Here is an 18,425-nt window from a genome sequence, read left to right as displayed (position 1 = left end):
TTACATTAACCAATCGTTTGGGCGGTCACTAATGAAATATCCAAAGCTGGCTTTATTAGGGGGCCTCATTATTTTGGCTAGTCCTATTACCCACGCCTTTCCAGATGATGGGTATTCCAGACCTTATCAGCCCATTACTCCAGCCCCTGTTTTTATTCAAGGGCCTCCTGATCAGGCAAATATGCTTGTCAGGCAGCTATCTAATAGCAAAAACAATACCTATATTTTGCCGGCGATACCCTCAACAACCAACTGGGGATATTTCGACGCTGGTGCACCTCCAGCTTTATCAATTAAATCTGGCGACACAGTCATGATTGAAACTCTCCCAGCGGGTGGTGGACAAGTTGCCCCTGGAATTACTGAGGCACAAATTGACTCAATCAATAATGACCCAATGTTTCCTGGTCGCGGTCCGCATACCTTAACAGGCCCCATTTTTGTTGAGGGGGCAAAAAAGGGTGATGTTGTCGCTGTGCATATTAATAAAATTCGCATGCGAAGTTATGCAACAAATAATAGTGCTGCTAAGGCTGGCCTTTTTTATGATCAGTTTCCACCAAAGGTAGATACCTACTATCTCGATAACGAGAAGATGGAAATGCAATTCGAATCCAATATCGTTGTGCCACTATCTCCATTTCCTGGAATATTGGCAGTAGCAAGATCGAAGGAAGAGCAATTGCTTCCATACACCACTATCACTTCATTTAATGAAAAAAATCCACCATCCCCGCAACATTCCGGTTGGTGCGTGAAGATGTCTGGTTCATTAGGGGGAACTATTGGTTGTGACTCCAAACAACCGGGGGCATACGGTGGCAATTTGGATTTGCGCGAGATGACGGTAGGCTCAACTACCTACCTGCCAGTTTTTGTTGATGGTGCTTATATCTGGACAGGCGATTCGCATGCCGCTCAAGGAAATGGTGAGGTTGACTTAGATGCTCTTGAAACAGCCTTTTCTGAATTGAACGTAACGGTAACTTTAATTAAAAAAGAGGATCGTCCAGAGTTTGGGGTTTGGCCTATCGTCGAAACTCCTAATGCATGGATAACTATTGGCTATGATTTGAATCTGAATCAAGCGCTGAGTAATCTAAAAGAAGAAACTGTTCGATTTATTCAAAGCTCTCGCAAGGTAACAAAGCCTGAAGCAGAAGCCATCATGCTAAATAATTGGAATTGCCCGATTTCAGAAGTAGTGAATGAAGTGCTTGGCACTTACTGCATTATTCCTAAAAATATCAATACACAAAAATCTGCTGATATTCCAAAAGAAGACAGCGCTCAATTTTGGGTTTCATATGCAAGCGATCCATCTGATTTAATGGCTGCAATGAAGTCTGCCTCCATGCAATCGATAGTAAAAATGTCCCAGAATCTTTCTATTACTGAGGATCGAGCATATCGATTAGCAACATTTGTTATGGATTGCCGCATCGGGCGTCCTCAGCAGGGGATTTATGAGGTTTCCTGTATGGTTCCAAAAAGCATTCTACGCAATAGCGCTAAAAATAAATCCTGAAGCTAAAAAAGTTAGAAAGAGTGTTTTAGCTATGTGGCTTAATGTTCTTTTATAAATAGATAGCGGCACCGCCCTAAAATAAATTAAAGATAAAAATCGGAGGGTGCTATTTGAGTCTTATTTCTGCTTTAAGGTTTCTGGTTTCCTCGTTTTGGGCTCTATTAAGCGAGCGACTAAATCCAATATAATATTTGCTGTTCTAAGGAAAGAGAAATTATGAAAACTAAATTATTAAGTCTTTTTGCTGTATTTTCTTTGGTTGCTTGTACAGCGCCAGTGACACAACAAGAAGTACAACAAGCACAATTCCCAGCTCAGCCAAAACAAGCTGAGATTGATAAAGAAGTGGCCGCATTCATGAAGGCCAAAATTATGAATCCTGATTCTGCGCAAAAAGAATGTGCCCCTCCACGTAAAGCATGGGCAAGACAAAATGCAGATAAACCAGCTGACTTTGGTTGGATGGTTGTTTGCGATATCAATGCTAAAGACAACTCTGGTAATTTGACAGGCATTAAATCTTATATGATTTTGTTCACCACAAATGGTGTCAAGACTTATGATCCAACTACATTCTTCCTGAATATCAACGAACACGTCCAGTTCTTGGATTTGATTGGCAAGAAGTAAGAAGTTTTATTAGCGCTAAAAGAAAAACCACCTACGGGTGGTTTTTTAATTTTGGATGATACAAATCGGCATAATTTCTGGATTTCACGATTTATTACAATTTCGCTACATAGCAGGGTGACTTATGGCTTTCCCTTATGGATCTGGAGATGCCCATTTTATGGTCTTCTGAACTAAAATAAATCATGAATAAATATTGGCCTACCAATTTATTGTTTGGATATACATAGCATGGGATTCAATGAAATCTTAGTATGTGATCAATGTGATCTATTGTTGGATGAAATTCCGCTAGAGCCAGGAGGCAAGGCCGCATGTTCTCGCTGCGGCAATATTTTGTACCGCAATAAACCTAATGGCTTACGACTGAGTTTAATGTTCTCGCTCACAGGCGCCGCATTGTTTCTAGTATCGAATTATTTCCCCATCGTTACTATTGATTCGAATGGGCTGAGCAATTCCACTACATTGTTGGATGCACCATATCGGTTGGTTCACGATGGAATTCCAAGCATTGCCGCCTTAGTATTTGCTACTACATTTCTAATGCCAGCACTTGAAATTCTCGCTTTAATTTATTTGTTATTTCCCTTAAGTTTAGGACGCTTACCCCCGGGATTTTCATATGCGTTTCGATTAGTGCATTTTGTAAAGCCTTGGTCAATGATTGAAGTATTTATGTTGGGCTTGCTAGTGACGATTACTAAGCTCAATGCATTTGCATCAGTGGTCCCAGATATAGCTTTAGGATCTTTTGTGTTCCTCATGTTTACGGTGACTGCTGCTGCAGCTAATTTTGATCCGCATAGTTTTTGGAAGCAGATCGAAATTGTCAAAGCTTCGCAAGGAAAAATATGATAACCGGCGCCTCTCGCGGAATAATAGGGTGTGATACTTGTGGCCTTGCTCAACGGGAAGCTCCCGAGGGTCCACATATGGAGTGTGCACGCTGTGGCGCTGATATGCATATACGTAAGCCCGATAGCATTACCCGCACCTGGGCATTAGTCATCGCAGCCTATGTATTGATTATTCCAGCCAATTTGATGCCAGTAATGGCTACTGGCTCTCTCTTTGGCACCGAAAAAGATACGATTTTTGGCGGGGTGGTGTATTTGTGGACTTCAGACTCACAGGTGCTAGCTATCATCCTATTTTGCGCCAGTATCATCATCCCATTCGCCAAGTTATTTTCTTTAACTTTCCTCTTGATTTCAGTGCAATTACGCTCGACCTGGAAACCTAGAATGCGTGCGAAACTCTATCGTATGGTGGAGGCAATCGGGCGCTGGTCGATGATTGATGTCTATGTTGCTACTATGCTTACTGCGCTCGTACAATTTGGTAACTTAATGTCGATTCGGGCGGGTGGTGGTGCAATTGCTTTTGCAACAGTAGTAGTCCTGACAATTTTTGCTGCAAAGAGTTTTGACCCCCGGATAATATGGGATGCCGCGGGCCTTTCAAATAATAACGAGATGATTGCTGAGGAATTGCATGTCTGACACAAATCAAGGGCCTGAGCTTCCTAATTTGCCTTCTGCTATTGCGCACGGTAGCAGACGTTGGGCGCCTCAAATTATTTGGATTATTCCAATTATTGCTGTAGTAGTGGGTCTTAGTCTCATGTACAAGGCTGTGGTTGATCATGGCCCCACCATTACTGTTGCATTTAAGACGGGTGACGGCATTACCGCCGGTAAAACCTTCGTGAAATTCAAAGATGTCAATATTGGATTAGTGAAGACTGTGGAATTGTCAGAAGACCATCAACAAGTCATTGCAAAGATTCAACTGGATCAAGGTGCGGCTGATTTTGCCAAAGAAGATACGCGGTTCTGGATTGTTCGTCCACGTATTAGCGCTAATGGTGTTTCGGGATTAAGTACTTTATTAGATGGACCATTTATTGCGGCTGATTTAGGGAAGTCAGAGGCTACTCGTGAGCATTTCGTCGCTCTTGAGGTGCCCCCGATTCTCACAGGAGATAGCCCAGGTAGAGAGTTTATCTTGCGAGCGCCTACCTTAGGATCCCATAATGTTGGCACGCCAGTATATTTCCGACGCATCTCCGTTGGTCAGGTGATTGCTAATGATTTGGATAAAGATGGCAAGAGTGTCTCTATCAAAATCTTTATTAATGCGCCCTATGATCAATACGTTATCAACAACACTCGCTTTTGGAATGCTAGTGGCATTGATGTCACAGTTAATGCATCCGGTGTGCAATTACAAACCGAGTCTTTGATTGCAGTTATTGCTGGTGGCATAGCATTTGAGGCCCCGCAACGCCACACAGATCCTCAGAATCTTATTGCTGGAGATGACAAGCAGTCTGATTCCTCTGGGCTGCCCAAGGAGGGCAATCTTTTATCTGATCGCGCTAAGGCAGATACTGTATTTACCTTATTCGATACTCGCCTTATCGCTATGAAGCAGCCTGATCTGCGCTCTCAACGTTTTGTCATTAACTTTAAGAGTTCAGTTCGTGGCCTGTCTGTAGGAGCCCCAGTTGAGTTCCGGGGTATGAACTTCGGTGAGGTAGTAAATATCGAAACTGCAATGGATCCAAAAACTCTTGAAATCATTCAGCCGGTAGAAATCTTCCTTTACCCTGATCGCTTGCAAGTTCGCTCTATTAAAACTGGCAAGATATTACCACCCCCAACTAATGAAATAGAGCGCTTACAAGCCTTAATCAAAAAAGGAATGCGCGCACAATTGCTTACGGGTAGTTTTTTAACGGGTCAGAAATATATTGGTATCGATATTTTCCCTAATGCGCCTAAGTACACTTTAGATTTATCTCGCAACCCACTGGAATTACCAGCTATACCAAATGAGCTTGATGATGTAGAAAAGTCGCTGACTAGCGTGATTAAAAATACAGATAAGCTAGTCAAAAAACTAGACAATCAAATCATTCCACAGTTCGATAAGACGTTGAAGAATGTTAATACGATGACAGATGGAGATTCTCCGCTACTAATCGATATGCGTGATTCCTTGCGTGAAATCACTAAGGCTGCAAATTCTGTAAAAACTTTGACGGATATGCTTGATCAACAGCCTCAGTCAATAATATATGGCAAGCCAACACAGGAGTCTAAGTAATGAGATTGATCTTCAGTCCCCTATTGATTTCCTTATTGCTGTGGGGTTGTACCTCTCCTAAAACCTCTTATTACAAGTTAAATGCTGAGCCCATTCCTGTAATGACATCAGTTAGCAATAAGATGCGCATCATGGTTGGTCCGGTAAGTGTGCCTGCACGCATGGATCGTCCGCAGCTAGTGACTCAAGCTGCTGGTAGTGAAGTAGAGGTGTATGAGTATCACCGCTGGGCAGGATCTCTTAAGGGAGATGTAGGTAGGGTAATCTCATCAAACATAGCCCGTAATTTAGGCGCCCCTAATGTTTGGAATTTTGCACAAAGTACCCAAGCTCAATATGACTACCAAGTATTGATTGACGTTCAAAATCTAGAGAGCGTACAAGACGGCGATGTTGTAGTGGATGTATTGTGGACTATTAAGCCTTCAGCACCGGTTATAAAAAATCAAGCTCAAAGCGCCCGAACTAAGTGTGTACCACAAGAAATTATGGGTCGTTCTTTGGTGCGTGAACCAGTTTCTGGAAGCGGTTTTGATGCCTTATTAAGCGCACAAAGCCGCGCCTTTTCTAAGGTGGGCGATGATATTGCTAGGCGATTCAGTGAAAGCGAATGTCGATCACCTACATAAGGGAGTCGACCTAATTCTTTTATGAGGCCCCAAGCGGGCCTCTTTTGCTATGACTTTAATCGTTTGAAATGGGAATGAGCTTGAGTGACTCTTCCAGCGATTGAGGATTAATAGGATTCATCCCGCGATAAGGGGAGATATTGAGATAGAGAAAAAGCATGGTTGAGCTGATGCAAAGAGCCCCCATGATTAATGTAATTCGCATTGCCCTTGGACTTTTAAGCTGGAGCAATCCAACCGTCATCATCAACAGGAATGAAAGAACAAATACAGAAGGCCATCTCGAGAAATTGGTAGAGTCATATGCCAAAGAAAGTCTTTGAAGTCTCTCATGACGCAGGATATCAATGGTCGATAAAAGATGCCCTTCAATTGAGCTACGCTGATTGATTTGCATAGCAATCGTATTAGCTACATTATTCAGATTCTCAAACTCAGCAAGCGCTACCGTTTTCCCAATAGGATTTTCACTTTTCATCGCTGGCCATTCTTTGTTTAACACTGTACTTACATAGTTCTTTGTAGCTAGATTGAGACTTTTACCATCAAGCGGCGGTAGCGTAGAGGCGATGCTTGTTAGCGTTCTTACTGCAGTAGATTCATTTACGAGGCTTGAATTAGCAGAAACATGGCTATCCCAGATTGATGAGGATAGTGTTGATATTGATAGCCCAAATAAAAATGCAGGTACGGTAATAAATGAAACTGCGATACCTTCGGAATTTTTAAACCAATTTGACAGCGGAGATTTCTCTAGAAACCAGGTAATAGCAAATACTGAACACGCTGCAAGGGCGACCATGATTGCTATAAATTGAAAATCCTGAATGATGAAATTTTCCATAAGTTATATCCGGGGCTTTTTTGAGAAATTTAGTAACATTAATTATAGGATGAGGATTAAGACGCTATACGTATAGGCTAGGCTACATTTTGAGAGCAAAAAAGACCTAGAAAACGCTACTCTTTGAATTTACATACAATGCTACTAGAACTTGCTTATAGCCCCTTCTCCATATTGCAATAAGGAAACCCAGATGCCTCAGTTTGCCGCTAATTTATCAATGATGTTCAATGAACACGAGTTTCCAGCTCGATTTCCTGCCGCTGCTAAAGCAGGCTTTAAGGCTGTCGAATTTTTATTTCCTTATGACTACTCGCCAGCAGAAGTGGCGCAATGGCTTGAAGAAAGCCATCTTCAGAATATCCTTTTCAATCTACCTCCGGGAGATTGGGCTGCTGGTGAAAGAGGTATAGCAGCGCTACCTGGTCGTGAAAAAGAGTTTCGTAAGGGTGTCGATAAGGCAATTGAATATGCTTTGGCACTGGGCACCCCGCAGCTTCACATGATGGCAGGAATAGTTCCGGCTGATGGAGATAAGGCAGCTCACCGCAAAACCTATCTTGCCAGTATGAAATATGCTGCTCAAGCCTTAGCTAAACATCAGCTTAATTTATTGCTAGAGCCGATCAATACTCGAGATATGCCCGGATATTTCCTGAGTACGCAAGCTCAGGCTCATGAGCTGCGAGAAGAGTGCGGAGAGCCAAACGTTAAAGTGCAGATGGATTTCTATCACGCTCAAATTATGGAAGGTGATCTTGTGGAAACATTTAAGAAGCACTTTAAAGATATCGCGCACACTCAAATTGCTAGCGTCCCCAAAAGAAATGAGCCAGATGACGGCGAGATTAATTACGAATACATTTATAAGCTATTAGATGAGATGGGATATCAAGGCTGGATTGGTTGTGAATATCGCCCTAAAGGTAAAACAGAGGATGGTTTGGGTTGGTTAAAACCTTATCTTTGAGTCGATTTACCCATAATTTAGAAGTGTTAATAACACCTCAGTCCTTATTTTCGCAATGCTCTATTAATGGCGTGGTATATAAAAATGCCAAAGAAGGTTAGCCCAAGAATCCAGTGTATCAATTCACTGCCTTCATGCAATTCTTCTGGTCCATAGTAGAGCAGCATCGCAGTAATGACTAAGACAAGCAAGAGGATGAGCTGAAAAACCCCGCTGATTAAGTTCTTCTTGGCCTTTAGTCCTGCTTTGATGTGAAATGGGAGGATTGCGCCAAAAGCGATTAAGGTTATTGCTGCTGATACCCCATGAATGATCAAAATATTGCGATTTCCTAAGGTGGCGCGTGAAATCTGAAATTCATGGCCAAGCAAGAACGAGATGCCAGAGATGGAACAGATGCAAAACACGCTAATTGTGAACAATCGCTGCCATGTAGGCATTTTTCCAAGACTGTGGTTTTTCATTATGCAATACGAATGGCATGAGCAAAAAATTGAGAAAAGCAGGGATGAGCACTATTTTTTGAAATCGCTAAGATTTTGGTTAGCGCATCTGCATATATACATTCAGGCGCAATCACCGAATAGGATTCTGTAAAGTGAATCTGTTTCATGTTCATGGGGTCAACTATTGGGCTCCTCGATGAACTGCTTGTGGTATCGCTGTAATAGAGACCAGTGCTAGCTATAGCTCCATCTTGTAGAGAGCCAATAAAAATGAGTTCTTTGGGCTTGGAAGGTGAGCGAATCTGTATCTCATAGGGAAAGGCTCCGAAGACTCTCATATCGCCACCGGCATTGACTAGTCCTGAGTCAGCTTGTGTAGCTTTTAAAGCCTCAATAGCTTTATCCACCGCAAAACCCTTTGCTATTCCTCCAAGATCAATTTGCATAGGCTTAGTAGAACTCACTAGATTAGGAGTTTCGAGGATGACATCCGTAAGTCCTCCCCAGATCTGATGTGGCACGTTCCGGTGCATTGGAAGAAGTCCAGCTTCAACTAACTTGCTGCCAATGCCACAATCAAATATTCCCAAAGAGGCTTCATGAATTTCTTTAGCAATACTAAGGACCTCGAAAGTCCACGGATGTATTGCAAGTACTTCTAAGTGAGCGCGAGCATTAATTTTGGATAGCTCACTATCGGAATCATGAAATCCCATTAAGTCTTGTACTAACTCAATGGCAGAAAATGCTGTGTCAATGCATTCATTCAATTCAAATGAATCGAATTTCCCCGAGGTAATTTCAGCTCTTATCTCAACATAAGTGCCCAATAGGGGTTTACAGCGAATCATTTTGACTTGGGTTTTAATGCCAAGTCGTACATCACCATAATTCTTTTGACGCCGTCAGTCAGGTGTTTGCATGAGAGGGTGGCACCAGAAATATTTTGAATATCTTTCTTCAGTTTGATGGCGTCATTTGCATTTTTGCCAATAAATTGTTTGCGCCAGCTTTCATCTGCAACTTCGTAGCCATAGGACTCGACATATTCCATGATCTCGATGTTTTGTACTGTGCCATTGGGCGAGATACCAACTGCATAGGTAATCATTTCGTGCTTACCCACTACTTCGTCTACTATGAACCAGCTGCCATCAGCAGCCTTCCAGGTTCTATCCCCGTTAAAGGGGTGTCTTACACTGGAAGCGGACTGCATCTTATCCTGAGTATCTTCAGTCAGAACCACTGAGTACTTGGTTAATTGTTTATTAGGAAAAATGAGTTTTTGAGCTTGTTCTGCTGAAACATAAATCTTGGCATGAGCATAGATTGGCGCACTTGCAATTGCAATACCCGTGGTGATCCATAGAGGGTTGGGGTTCCACTTCATATGAAGATCTCAATTCTTCAAATAATCAATAAGGCATTTGCTTCACTGCAAAGCTCTTGAATTTCGGGATCACTTTCTTTGAGTTCGGACAGGGCATCAAACATCATCATTGCCCTTTGTCGTGCAATAGGGCAATCCGTAGTTTGAAATCTCACCATATGCGTTAATGCGGCAACTAACAAGTTTTGCATTTGCGTACACTCCTTTTATAAAAATCCTGGTAAATATTAATAAGAATGGTTCTCATTAATATACCACTAATGAGAACCATTCCTATTTGTAGGGTGAAGGATGTAATCAATTTTCCTGTTAGATTGCTTTTAAGAGGGTCCTTCAACAAGCTTAGGTAGTATTAGGGGATTCCAGTTTTGTTAAATAAAGGCTGTAACCATGAATCAAATTGAAATCATCAAAGAAGTTAGTGATGTGATGGATGCCCTAGGAGTAGGTGTTGTCTCTGTAGGTGTGTTGTGGGGACTCATTTTCTTTATTAAGAATCTTGCTACTCAGACTGCAGACGTTGCCTACAAAGTTTTTCGCGTTCAAATTGTGCGTTCACTAATCTTGGGTTTAGAAGTCTTAGTTGCTGGGGACGTCATTCGGACAGTTGCTCTCAGCCCTACCTTAACGAGCGTGGCTGTTTTGGGTGCAATCGTTATGATTCGATGCTTCTTGAGTTGGTCTCTGACTTTGGAGATTGATGGTCGCTGGCCGTGGCAGGGTAAAACTGATTAATACTGCCGAGTTGGTTGAAATAAACACAATATAAATAAGACCCCAATCTTGGGGCCTTATTTATTGGAGAGCGATATTGAAGTTATTACCTTCTTTGATTAATTGCTTCTTGGATTTGATCTAATACAGTTTTATCTTCGATGGTACTAATGTCGCCTAATTCTCTGCCTTCAGAGATAGCTTGAAGTGCACGTCGGACAATCTTTCCCGAGCGTGTTTTAGGCAAAAGATTCACGAGATAAATTTTTGCTGGGCGCGCTAAGGCTCCCAATTTGGCGTCCACAATTTTCATCAATTCAGATTCAATTTCTGGTGCGTTTGAACCATCTTTTGTGACCACAAAGCCAATAGGTACCTGACCTTTGAGTTGATCCTCAATACCAACTACCGCTACCTCAGCAACATTGGTGTGACTAGATAGGCACTCTTCGATTTCACGTGTACCGAGTCGATGACCTGCAACGTTAATTACATCATCTGTTCTACCAAGAATAAAGAAATAGCCGTCCTTGTCTTTGATGCCCCAGTCAAAAGTGGAATAGGTCATCTTGCCTGGAACGGTTTCCCAATAAGTACTTACGAAACGCTGGTCATCACCCCAAACAGTTTGCATGCATCCCGGAGGAAGCGGCCCTTCGATTACAACAACACCTTTCTTATCTGGACCCAACTCTTCGCCAGTACTTTCATCTAATAGTTTGAGGTTATATCCAAACACGGGTACACCAGGAGAGCCAAATTTATGAGGCATGACTTCTACGCCTCTTTGAATTGCCATCATTGGCCATCCGGTTTCAGTTTGCCAATAGTTGTCAACAACAGGTTTTTTGATGCCCTCATGAATCCATGTTGCAGTGGGTTCATCTAATGGTTCCCCAGCCAGGAACAATAAGCGCAATGAAGACAAATCATATTTACTGAGGTAAGCGGGATCTTGTTTTTTAAGAACCCGAATTGCTGTTGGTGCAGTAAACATCACAGTAACTTTGTATTTTTCAACAAGCTGCCACCAAATACCTGGGTCAGGACGTAATGGGGTGCCTTCATACATGATTGAAGACATGCCATTAATGAGGGGTCCGTAGATAGTGTAGCTATGGCCTACTGCCCAGCCCACATCTGAGGCAGTGAACATCGTCTCTCCTGGTTGCCCGCAAAAGATGTATTTCATTGAGGCAGCAAGGGCTACTGCATGTCCACCAGTGTCCCGTTGAATGCCTTTGGGTTTTCCGGTAGTTCCTGAGGTATACAGAATGTAAGAGGGGTGAGTTGCATCTACCCACTCAACAGGCACTTTGTCATCAAGATGTTTTTGATGTTCAGTAGCGTAATCCAGATCTCTTCCTGTGACTGTTGTAAAAGCTAGTAAGCCACGATTCACAATTAATACTTTTTTAGGCTTGTATTTAGCAAGCTCAATGGCCTCATCTAGCAATGGTTTGTAGGGAACCGTTTTTCCTGCGCGCATACCTGCCTCAGCAGTAATAATTACCACTGGTTCAGCATCATCAATACGGGTTGCCAGGCTGTGTGAGGCAAAACCCCCAAAAACAACTGAATGAATTGCTCCTAATCGAGCACAGGCCAGCATTGCAAATGCCGCCTCAGCAATCATTGGCATATAAACCAGTACTCGATCGCCTTTGTTAACCCCATTCGCTTTCAGAATGGCTGCCATCCGATTCACTTCCGTGTACAACTCTTTATAGGTATACGTTTTTTCTTGGTCTGTTTCTGTAGAAACCACAATGAGGGCGATTTGGTCGCCACGAGTCGCGAGATGCCGATCAATCGCGTTGTAGCAAAGATTGGTTAGGCCACCCTTAAACCATTTTGCAAATGGGGGGTTGGAATAATCCAGCACTTCTGTATAGGGCTTTTCCCAGTGGATTAGTTTGGCCTGCTCATCCCAAAATTTTTCTGGATTTTCAATAGAGGACTGATGAAATTCTTTATATGACATACGTTCTTTCTGACTTACAAACCCTATACGGGTAATGGTTGTATTTTCTAGAATGAGTGTAAGGGGTTTAGATGAAAGATAAAGCTTCGGGATAACCCTAGATACTTTTATTAAGGATTTCCCTAGTTCCTCTTCAATTGGGATTATTTATATAGATAATGCATTTGTTATATCTTGATCATCATTAAACAGGGGCTACTAATGTCTACAGCGCATAAAGCTACTCCGATGACTGCCGAAGAGCGCAAAGTTATTTTTGCTTCCTCATTGGGTACGGTCTTCGAGTGGTACGATTTTTTCCTCTACGGTTCACTTGCGGCAATTATTGCTAAGCAATTCTTCTCAGGGCTAGATTCTGGTTCTGCGTTCATTTTCGCTTTGCTTGCGTTTGCCGCTGGTTTCATCGTGCGTCCATTTGGCGCATTGGTGTTTGGTCGCTTAGGTGATTTGATTGGTCGTAAATACACCTTCTTGGTCACGATTTTGATTATGGGCGGCGCTACGTTTGTTGTTGGTTGCTTACCAAACTACGCCACTATTGGCGTTACTGCCCCTGTAATTTTGATTTCCTTGCGTATGCTTCAAGGTTTGGCTTTGGGTGGTGAGTACGGTGGTGCCGCTACTTATGTTGCAGAACATTCCCCCGCTGGCAAACGCGGTGCTTACACCTCATGGATTCAAATGACGGCCACTATTGGTCTGTTCTTATCTTTACTCGTGATTTTGTTTACCCGTGAATTCACTGGCCCAGACTTTGACGTGTGGGGCTGGCGTGTTCCATTCCTAGTATCAATTGCCTTATTGGCTGTTTCTGTATGGATTCGTTTGTCCATGAATGAGTCACCAGCCTTTAAGAAGATGAAAGAAGAGGGTAAGTTATCTAAAGCACCTTTGACAGAATCTTTTGGTCAATGGAAAAACTTAAAAGTCGTGCTTTTGGCGTTATTTGGCTTAGTAGCTGGTCAAGCAGTGGTTTGGTATACCGGTCAGTTCTATGCACTGTTCTACCTTACTCAAGTATTGAAGGTAGATCCTAAGACGGCTAACTTATTAATGACAGCTGCTTTAGTTATTGGCACACCATTCTTCGTAGTGTTTGGTAGCTTGTCTGACAAGATTGGCCGTAAAGTGGTGATTATGAGTGGCTTGTTATTGGCAATTATTTTATACATCCCCAATACACCGGTGTCCATCTTTAACGGCATTACTCACTTCGCTAACCCAGCGTTAGAAAAAGCAATGGCAACAGCGCCAGCAACCATTACTGCTGATGTCAACGAGTGCTCCTTCCAGTTCAATCCTACAGGTACCTCTAAATTCACTAGCTCATGCGATATTGCCAAACAAGTGATGGCCTCTAACTCTGCTAGTTACACTACTATTCCAGCTCCAGCGGGCAGCGTTGCTGTGGTCAAGATTGGTGATGTAGAGATTCCTGGCTACTCAGCTAAGGGACTGGATCCTGCTGAAGCAAAAGCGAAAGATGCTGAGTTTAAGAAGGCAATTCGTGATGCTTTAACTAAAGAAGGTTACCCAGTTAAAGCAGATCCAGCACAAATGAATTATGTGATGTTGGTTATTTTGCTTAGCATTTTGGTAATTTTGGCAACTATGAGTTATGGACCCATCGCTGCAATGTTGGTTGAGATGTTCCCAACTCGTATTCGTTACACCTCTATGTCCTTGCCATACCATATTGGTAACGGTTGGTTCGGCGGCCTCTTGCCAACGATCTCCTTTGCCTTGGTTGCGCAAAACGGTAACATTTACTACGGTCTCTGGTACCCAATCATCATCGCTGCAATGACATTGGTAATCGGTGTTCTGTTTGTACGTGAAACTAAAGATGTAGATATTCTCAACATGGATTAAATTTATTTTTAATGCGAAAAAAGCCTGGTCTATTTGGCCAGGCTTTTTTTCTGATCCCCTGATTGAAGTTTTACCCTGAAGCCTCTTTTTTAAGGCAATCCCATACCAAATTCATCCGATCCACTTTCTTGTACTCATTGGGCATCATCATCCAAAAGCTGCGAATAATACGAATATCTTTTGGAAGAATTTCTTGCAGACCATCCTGGGCTTGCACCATAAAGCTAGGAAGTACCGCTACACCAAGCCCAACGCGGGCTGCCTGGAGCTGAGATTGGATACTCGTACTCCGAAAAGAAATTTGTTTTGGTTTGCAAATTTCATCTAAATAGCTGAGCTCTTTGCTAAATAGCAAATCATCGACATAGCTAATAAAGGTTTGCTTATCTAAATCACCACGCGAGAGTATGGCTGGATTAGACGCCAGATATTCGTTGGATGCGTAGAGCTTAAGTTCATAGTCTCTTAGTTTGGTAACGAGATAGGGACCACGAGTTGGTCTTTGTAGCGTAATGGCGATGTCAGCTTCTCTGCGTGATAAGTTAACGATACGCGGAAGGGATAAGAGGTCGATTGATAGACGAGGAAATTTTTTACTTAACTCGTACAAAATAGGGCCAACAATAAAAGTACCAAATCCTTCAGTGGCACCCACTCGAACCGTTCCGCTTATTTCGGTGTTTTCAGAGCCAATGTTTTTGCTAATGCCATTAATTTGCTGCTCCACCTTATGAGCAATGTTTTGTAATTGCATTCCTGCTTCAGTGAGCTCAAAACCAAGGTTGTTGCGGCTAAATAATTGCACACCCATTTCCCGTTCCAGAGCCTGAATGCGTCTAGAAACAGTGGTGTGGTTTACCCCTAAAGAACGGGCCGCCACAATTAATCGCCCATCTTTTGCAAGCGCCAAGAAATACTGCAAATGATCCCAATTCATTGAATTCATTAGAGGTTATTTATCCTATTTGGGGTTTTATTATGTGCATAAATGCAGATTGAACTTGCAATTAACATTGTTGTCAATACATTTTTATGAAGTTATTCTTTGTGAATAGTCTTTTTACTGATTCATTCAAAGGAAATAGCCATGTCCACAAATCCTCCACAAATTCCTCTTTTTATTAACGGTCAACTAGTTCAATCCAACACACAAGAATGGCGCGATATCGTTAATCCAGCGACGCAAGAAGTATTGGCGCGAGTCCCGTTTGCAACTGCTGATGAATTAAATGCAGCTGTTGCAAGTGCTGCTAAGGCATTTACGACTTGGAAAAAAACGTCGATTGGTGCAAGAGCGCGTATCTTTTTAAAGTACCAGCAACTCATTCGTGAAAATATGAAAGAGCTTGCAGCGATTTTGACTGCTGAGCAAGGCAAAACTCTGGCTGATGCTGAAGGTGATGTCTTCCGCGGACTTGAGGTTGTTGAGCATGCTGCTGCAATTGGAAATCTCCAATTGGGTGAATTTGCAAATAACGTGGCTGGCGGTGTGGATACCTATAGTCTCTTACAGCCTATTGGCGTGTGTGCAGGTATTACCCCATTTAATTTCCCGGCAATGATTCCATTGTGGATGTTCCCAATGGCAATTGTGACTGGAAATACTTTTGTTTTGAAGCCATCCGAGCAAGACCCAATGGTTACTATGCGATTAGTTGAGTTGGCTGCTGAAGCTGGCGTACCTCCAGGTGTACTGAACGTGATACATGGTGGAGAAGCAGTAGTTAATGGTATCTGCGATCATCCAGTTATCAAAGCCGTCTCCTTTGTGGGATCAACTCGTGTAGGAACACACGTTTATAACCGCGCTACGCTGAGTGGCAAACGCGTTCAATGCATGATGGGTGCAAAAAATCACGCCATCATCATGCCTGATGCTAACAAGGAGCAAACTTTAAATAATTTATTAGGCGCTGCATTTGGTGCCGCTGGTCAGCGTTGCATGGCTATTTCAGTAGCCATCATGGTGGGTGATGCTAAGAACTGGATGGCAGATTTGGTGGCTAAATCTAAGACACTTAAAGTGAACGCTGGTGTAGAGACTGGCACTGATGTTGGCCCATTGGTTTCTCAAAGTGCCTATAGCCGTGTAAGTAGTTTGATTGAAAAGGGTGCTGCTGAAGCAAAGTTAGAGTTAGACGGAAGGACGGTAAAAGTTGTCGGATACGAAAAAGGCAACTTTGTTGGCCCAACTATCTTCTCTGATGTCAAGCCTGGTATGACCATTTATGAACAGGAAATTTTTGGACCTGTACTATGCGTGAGCTTTGCCAAAGATATTGATGAGGCAATTGCCATGATTAATAAAAACCCGAACGGCAACGGTACTGCAATCTTTACCCAATCTGGGGCTGCAGCGCGTAAGTTTCAGGAAGAAATCGATATTGGCCAAGTGGGTATTAATGTGCCCATTCCAGTGCCAGTCCCCATGTTTTCCTTTACCGGCTCTAGAGCATCTAAACTAGGTGACTTAGGTCCATACGGTAAGCAGGTTATTGCTTTCTATACTCAAACTAAAACGGTTACCGCCCGTTGGTTTGATGATAGTTCTGCTTCCGCTGGAGTAAATACCACTATCAGCTTGAAATAAAGAGGCTTTATGACTTACGAAAATATTATCGTTGCTAAACATGGCAAAGTTGCTCTCATCACACTCAATCGCCCAAAGGCATTGAATGCATTGAGCCCCGATCTCACTCGTGAATTGGGGGAGGCCCTTGATGTTCTCGAGATAGATCCAACAGTTGCGGCTGTCGTATTAACTGGTAGTGAAAAAGCATTTGCGGCTGGTGCCGATATTAAGGTCATGAAAGACTGGTCTTACATGGATGTCTATAGTGCTAACTTTATTACTGCTACCTGGGAGCGCATTGCTAAGTTTCGCAAGCCAACCATTGCTGCAGTAGCGGGTTATGCACTGGGTGGTGGTTGCGAGTTAGCGATGATGTGTGATTTTATTATTGCAGCGGATAATGCTAAATTTGGTCAACCTGAAATTACTATTGGTACGATTCCAGGGGCTGGTGGTACACAGCGTTTAACCCGTCTCATTGGTAAATCCAAGGCGATGGAAATGGTGTTGACTGGCCGCATGATGGATGCTGTCGAGGCTGAGAGGGCTGGCTTAGTAACGCGCATTGTTCCTGCTGATCAACTCATATCCGATGCCTTGAAAACTGCAGAGAAGATTGCCTCGATGTCTATGCCCATTGCGATGATGGCGAAGGATGCTGTGAATAGGGCGTATGAAGTTTCATTAAGCGAAGGCATTCATTTCGAACGACGTCTCTTCCACTCGACTTTCGCCACCGAAGATCAAAAAGAAGGTATGAACGCTTTCTCAGAAAAACGTCCACCAGTATTTAAAGATAAATAAGCACTCAAGGAATCAAAATGAAAATTGGATTTATTGGTCTAGGTAATATGGGTGCCCCAATGGCACGCAATCTTTTAAAAGCAGGTCATGAGTTAACCGTCTTTGACGTGGTGCAATCAAATGTGGATGCATTGGTTGCTCACGGTGCTGGCAAAGCAAAAGCGGCAACTACACCGGCTGCAATCTTAAAAGAGGGTGTTGAAGTCATTGTTACGATGTTGCCTGCTGCGCAGCACGTGAAATCTGTTTATCTGGGTAATGATGGCATTCTGTCTGGAAATGTAGATGGCGTAATTCTGATTGATTCCTCAACCATTGATCCAATGTCTGCTCGCGAAGTGGCTAAAGCGGCTGCCGCTAAAAAAGCGCTGATGTTAGATGCTCCAGTATCTGGCGGTACTGGTGGTGCTGAAGCAGGAACCCTGACTTTCATGGTGGGTGGAGAAGAAGGCTTGTATGCCCAGATGCAGTCTTTGCTGCAGGCAATGGGAAAAAACATTGTGTATTGCGGGGCAGCTGGTAATGGTCAGGTCGCTAAAGTAGCTAACAATATGTTGTTGGGTATTTCCATGATTGGCACTGCCGAAGCAATGGCTTTAGGTGTGTCATTGGGAATGGATGCCAAAGTGTTGGCTGGCATCATCAATACCTCTAGCGGACGTTGCTGGAGTTCTGATACTTACAATCCCTATCCAGGTGTTTTAGAAAATGTACCTGCATCACGTGGGTATACCGGTGGATTTGGTTCAGATTTGATGTTGAAAGATTTAGGTTTGGCTACGGAAGCGGCTAAATTAGCAAAACAGCCAGTACCGCTTGGTAGCTTAGCTCAACAGGTATATCAAACCTTTAGCTTGCAAGGCAATGGTGGTCTGGATTTTTCTGCAATTATTAAACTCTTTACTAAGAAATAAGCTATACGCAGGAT

General features: G+C 42.9%; 19 protein-coding genes. 12 read left to right on the top strand and 7 right to left on the bottom strand.

Annotated features, from left to right (window positions below; translation table 11 throughout):
- Nucleotides 1–31 precede the first annotated feature (31 nt).
- The 6 genes from PNUC_RS10835 (at nt 32) to PNUC_RS08185 (ending at nt 5,901) form a co-directional block, all read left to right on the top strand.
- The gene (locus PNUC_RS10835) at nt 32–1,528 is read left to right on the top strand and encodes an acetamidase/formamidase family protein (RefSeq protein ID WP_011903411.1); all 1,497 of its coding nucleotides are present in this window, start codon (nt 32–34) and stop codon (nt 1,526–1,528) included.
- Nucleotides 1,529–1,744: 216 nt separating this feature from the next.
- Nucleotides 1,745–2,158 carry a hypothetical protein gene (locus PNUC_RS08205; RefSeq protein ID WP_011903410.1) on the top strand — a complete coding sequence of 138 codons (414 nt, stop codon included), beginning with the start codon at nt 1,745–1,747 and terminating at the stop codon, nt 2,156–2,158.
- A gap of 231 nt (nt 2,159–2,389) precedes the next feature.
- Nucleotides 2,390–3,016 carry a paraquat-inducible protein A gene (locus PNUC_RS08200; RefSeq protein WP_011903409.1) on the top strand — a complete coding sequence of 209 codons (627 nt, stop codon included), beginning with the start codon at nt 2,390–2,392 and terminating at the stop codon, nt 3,014–3,016.
- 77 nt (nt 3,017–3,093) lie between these two features.
- Nucleotides 3,094–3,663 carry a paraquat-inducible protein A gene (locus tag PNUC_RS08195; RefSeq protein ID WP_208974591.1) on the top strand — a complete coding sequence of 190 codons (570 nt, stop codon included), beginning with the start codon at nt 3,094–3,096 and terminating at the stop codon, nt 3,661–3,663.
- Nucleotides 3,656–5,272, top strand: coding sequence for a PqiB family protein (locus tag PNUC_RS08190; protein WP_011903407.1), 1,617 nt, complete (start codon nt 3,656–3,658; stop codon nt 5,270–5,272). The genes PNUC_RS08195 and PNUC_RS08190 overlap by 8 nt, the downstream gene beginning before the upstream one ends.
- Nucleotides 5,272–5,901, top strand: a complete 630-nt coding sequence (locus PNUC_RS08185) for a PqiC family protein (RefSeq protein ID WP_011903406.1) — start codon at nt 5,272–5,274, stop codon at nt 5,899–5,901. Before PNUC_RS08190 ends, PNUC_RS08185 begins: the two co-directional genes overlap by 1 nt.
- A gap of 55 nt (nt 5,902–5,956) precedes the next feature.
- Here the strand turns inward: PNUC_RS08185 and PNUC_RS08180 are convergent, their stop codons facing one another.
- Complete coding sequence (locus PNUC_RS08180; protein ID WP_011903405.1) at nt 5,957–6,745, bottom strand: bestrophin-like domain; 789 nt, start codon at nt 6,743–6,745, stop codon at nt 5,957–5,959.
- Between the two features lie 193 nt (nt 6,746–6,938).
- On the opposite strand from PNUC_RS08180, the gene otnI reads away from it, so the two are divergent.
- Nucleotides 6,939–7,715, top strand: coding sequence for a 2-oxo-tetronate isomerase (otnI, locus tag PNUC_RS08175; RefSeq protein WP_011903404.1), 777 nt, complete (start codon nt 6,939–6,941; stop codon nt 7,713–7,715).
- Between the two features lie 44 nt (nt 7,716–7,759).
- On the opposite strand, the gene PNUC_RS08170 is transcribed toward otnI, so the two are convergent.
- The 4 genes from PNUC_RS08170 to PNUC_RS11030 are packed head-to-tail and all read right to left on the bottom strand — an operon-like array spanning nt 7,760 to nt 9,742.
- Nucleotides 7,760–8,155, bottom strand: a complete 396-nt coding sequence (locus PNUC_RS08170; RefSeq protein WP_201721398.1) for a hypothetical protein — start codon at nt 8,153–8,155, stop codon at nt 7,760–7,762.
- Between the two features lie 23 nt (nt 8,156–8,178).
- Complete coding sequence (locus PNUC_RS08165; protein ID WP_011903402.1) at nt 8,179–9,012, bottom strand: FAD:protein FMN transferase; 834 nt, start codon at nt 9,010–9,012, stop codon at nt 8,179–8,181.
- A complete protein-coding gene (locus PNUC_RS08160) occupies nt 9,009–9,551 on the bottom strand; it encodes an FMN-binding protein (RefSeq protein WP_011903401.1) in 543 nt (180 codons plus the stop codon). Before PNUC_RS08160 ends, PNUC_RS08165 begins: the two co-directional genes overlap by 4 nt.
- A gap of 17 nt (nt 9,552–9,568) precedes the next feature.
- Nucleotides 9,569–9,742: a hypothetical protein gene (locus PNUC_RS11030; RefSeq protein WP_155763321.1), complete on the bottom strand. Its 174-nt coding sequence runs from the start codon at nt 9,740–9,742 to the stop codon at nt 9,569–9,571.
- Nucleotides 9,743–9,941: 199 nt separating this feature from the next.
- Between PNUC_RS11030 and PNUC_RS08155 the strand changes: the two genes are divergently transcribed.
- Nucleotides 9,942–10,286 carry a DUF1622 domain-containing protein gene (locus tag PNUC_RS08155; protein WP_011903400.1) on the top strand — a complete coding sequence of 115 codons (345 nt, stop codon included), beginning with the start codon at nt 9,942–9,944 and terminating at the stop codon, nt 10,284–10,286.
- 85 nt (nt 10,287–10,371) lie between these two features.
- Here PNUC_RS08155 and PNUC_RS08150 read toward each other — a convergent pair whose 3' ends face one another.
- The gene (locus PNUC_RS08150) at nt 10,372–12,249 is read right to left on the bottom strand and encodes a propionate--CoA ligase (protein WP_011903399.1); all 1,878 of its coding nucleotides are present in this window, start codon (nt 12,247–12,249) and stop codon (nt 10,372–10,374) included.
- 201 nt (nt 12,250–12,450) lie between these two features.
- Between PNUC_RS08150 and PNUC_RS08145 the strand changes: the two genes are divergently transcribed.
- Nucleotides 12,451–14,121 (top strand): MFS transporter, encoded by a 1,671-nt coding sequence (locus PNUC_RS08145; RefSeq protein ID WP_011903398.1) that lies wholly within the window; start codon nt 12,451–12,453, stop codon nt 14,119–14,121.
- A 70-nt stretch (nt 14,122–14,191) separates the two neighbouring features.
- Here PNUC_RS08145 and PNUC_RS08140 read toward each other — a convergent pair whose 3' ends face one another.
- Nucleotides 14,192–15,058 carry a LysR family transcriptional regulator gene (locus tag PNUC_RS08140; RefSeq protein WP_048812144.1) on the bottom strand — a complete coding sequence of 289 codons (867 nt, stop codon included), beginning with the start codon at nt 15,056–15,058 and terminating at the stop codon, nt 14,192–14,194.
- A gap of 150 nt (nt 15,059–15,208) precedes the next feature.
- On the opposite strand from PNUC_RS08140, the gene PNUC_RS08135 reads away from it, so the two are divergent.
- Genes PNUC_RS08135 through mmsB form a run of 3 tightly spaced genes read left to right on the top strand, consistent with a single transcriptional unit; the run spans nt 15,209 to nt 18,411 of the window.
- The gene (locus PNUC_RS08135; protein WP_011903396.1) at nt 15,209–16,711 is read left to right on the top strand and encodes a CoA-acylating methylmalonate-semialdehyde dehydrogenase; all 1,503 of its coding nucleotides are present in this window, start codon (nt 15,209–15,211) and stop codon (nt 16,709–16,711) included.
- Between the two features lie 9 nt (nt 16,712–16,720).
- Entirely contained in the window at nt 16,721–17,497 is a 777-nt protein-coding gene (locus PNUC_RS08130; RefSeq protein ID WP_011903395.1) for an enoyl-CoA hydratase, read from the top strand.
- Nucleotides 17,498–17,514: 17 nt separating this feature from the next.
- On the top strand, nt 17,515–18,411 hold the full coding sequence (gene mmsB, locus PNUC_RS08125) for a 3-hydroxyisobutyrate dehydrogenase (protein WP_011903394.1): 897 nt from the start codon (nt 17,515–17,517) through the stop codon (nt 18,409–18,411).
- The last annotated feature ends 14 nt before the right edge of the window (nt 18,412–18,425 follow it).

Source organism: Polynucleobacter asymbioticus QLW-P1DMWA-1 (assembly GCF_000016345.1).
In the GTDB taxonomy this organism is placed as follows: Bacteria; Pseudomonadota; Gammaproteobacteria; order Burkholderiales; family Burkholderiaceae; genus Polynucleobacter; species Polynucleobacter asymbioticus.
This window is presented reverse-complemented; position numbering and strand designations above follow the sequence as displayed.

Bases quoted from the DNA above. Each gene is read 5' to 3' on its own strand.
- PNUC_RS10835 (WP_011903411.1), top strand. From the start codon at position 32: ATGAAATATCCAAAGCTGGCTTTATTAGGGGGCCTCATTATTTTGGCT.
- PNUC_RS08205 (WP_011903410.1), top strand. From the start codon at position 1,745: ATGAAAACTAAATTATTAAGTCTTTTTGCTGTATTTTCTTTGGTTGCT.
- PNUC_RS08200 (WP_011903409.1), top strand. From the start codon at position 2,390: ATGGGATTCAATGAAATCTTAGTATGTGATCAATGTGATCTATTGTTG.
- PNUC_RS08195 (WP_208974591.1), top strand. From the start codon at position 3,094: ATGGAGTGTGCACGCTGTGGCGCTGATATGCATATACGTAAGCCCGAT.
- PNUC_RS08190 (WP_011903407.1), top strand. From the start codon at position 3,656: ATGTCTGACACAAATCAAGGGCCTGAGCTTCCTAATTTGCCTTCTGCT.
- PNUC_RS08185 (WP_011903406.1), top strand. From the start codon at position 5,272: ATGAGATTGATCTTCAGTCCCCTATTGATTTCCTTATTGCTGTGGGGT.
- PNUC_RS08180 (WP_011903405.1), bottom strand. From the start codon at position 6,745: ATGGAAAATTTCATCATTCAGGATTTTCAATTTATAGCAATCATGGTC.
- otnI (WP_011903404.1), top strand. From the start codon at position 6,939: ATGCCTCAGTTTGCCGCTAATTTATCAATGATGTTCAATGAACACGAG.
- PNUC_RS08170 (WP_201721398.1), bottom strand. From the start codon at position 8,155: ATGCCTACATGGCAGCGATTGTTCACAATTAGCGTGTTTTGCATCTGT.
- PNUC_RS08165 (WP_011903402.1), bottom strand. From the start codon at position 9,012: ATGATTCGCTGTAAACCCCTATTGGGCACTTATGTTGAGATAAGAGCT.
- PNUC_RS08160 (WP_011903401.1), bottom strand. From the start codon at position 9,551: ATGAAGTGGAACCCCAACCCTCTATGGATCACCACGGGTATTGCAATT.
- PNUC_RS11030 (WP_155763321.1), bottom strand. From the start codon at position 9,742: ATGCAAAACTTGTTAGTTGCCGCATTAACGCATATGGTGAGATTTCAA.
- PNUC_RS08155 (WP_011903400.1), top strand. From the start codon at position 9,942: ATGAATCAAATTGAAATCATCAAAGAAGTTAGTGATGTGATGGATGCC.
- PNUC_RS08150 (WP_011903399.1), bottom strand. From the start codon at position 12,249: ATGTCATATAAAGAATTTCATCAGTCCTCTATTGAAAATCCAGAAAAA.
- PNUC_RS08145 (WP_011903398.1), top strand. From the start codon at position 12,451: ATGTCTACAGCGCATAAAGCTACTCCGATGACTGCCGAAGAGCGCAAA.
- PNUC_RS08140 (WP_048812144.1), bottom strand. From the start codon at position 15,058: ATGAATTGGGATCATTTGCAGTATTTCTTGGCGCTTGCAAAAGATGGG.
- PNUC_RS08135 (WP_011903396.1), top strand. From the start codon at position 15,209: ATGTCCACAAATCCTCCACAAATTCCTCTTTTTATTAACGGTCAACTA.
- PNUC_RS08130 (WP_011903395.1), top strand. From the start codon at position 16,721: ATGACTTACGAAAATATTATCGTTGCTAAACATGGCAAAGTTGCTCTC.
- mmsB (WP_011903394.1), top strand. From the start codon at position 17,515: ATGAAAATTGGATTTATTGGTCTAGGTAATATGGGTGCCCCAATGGCA.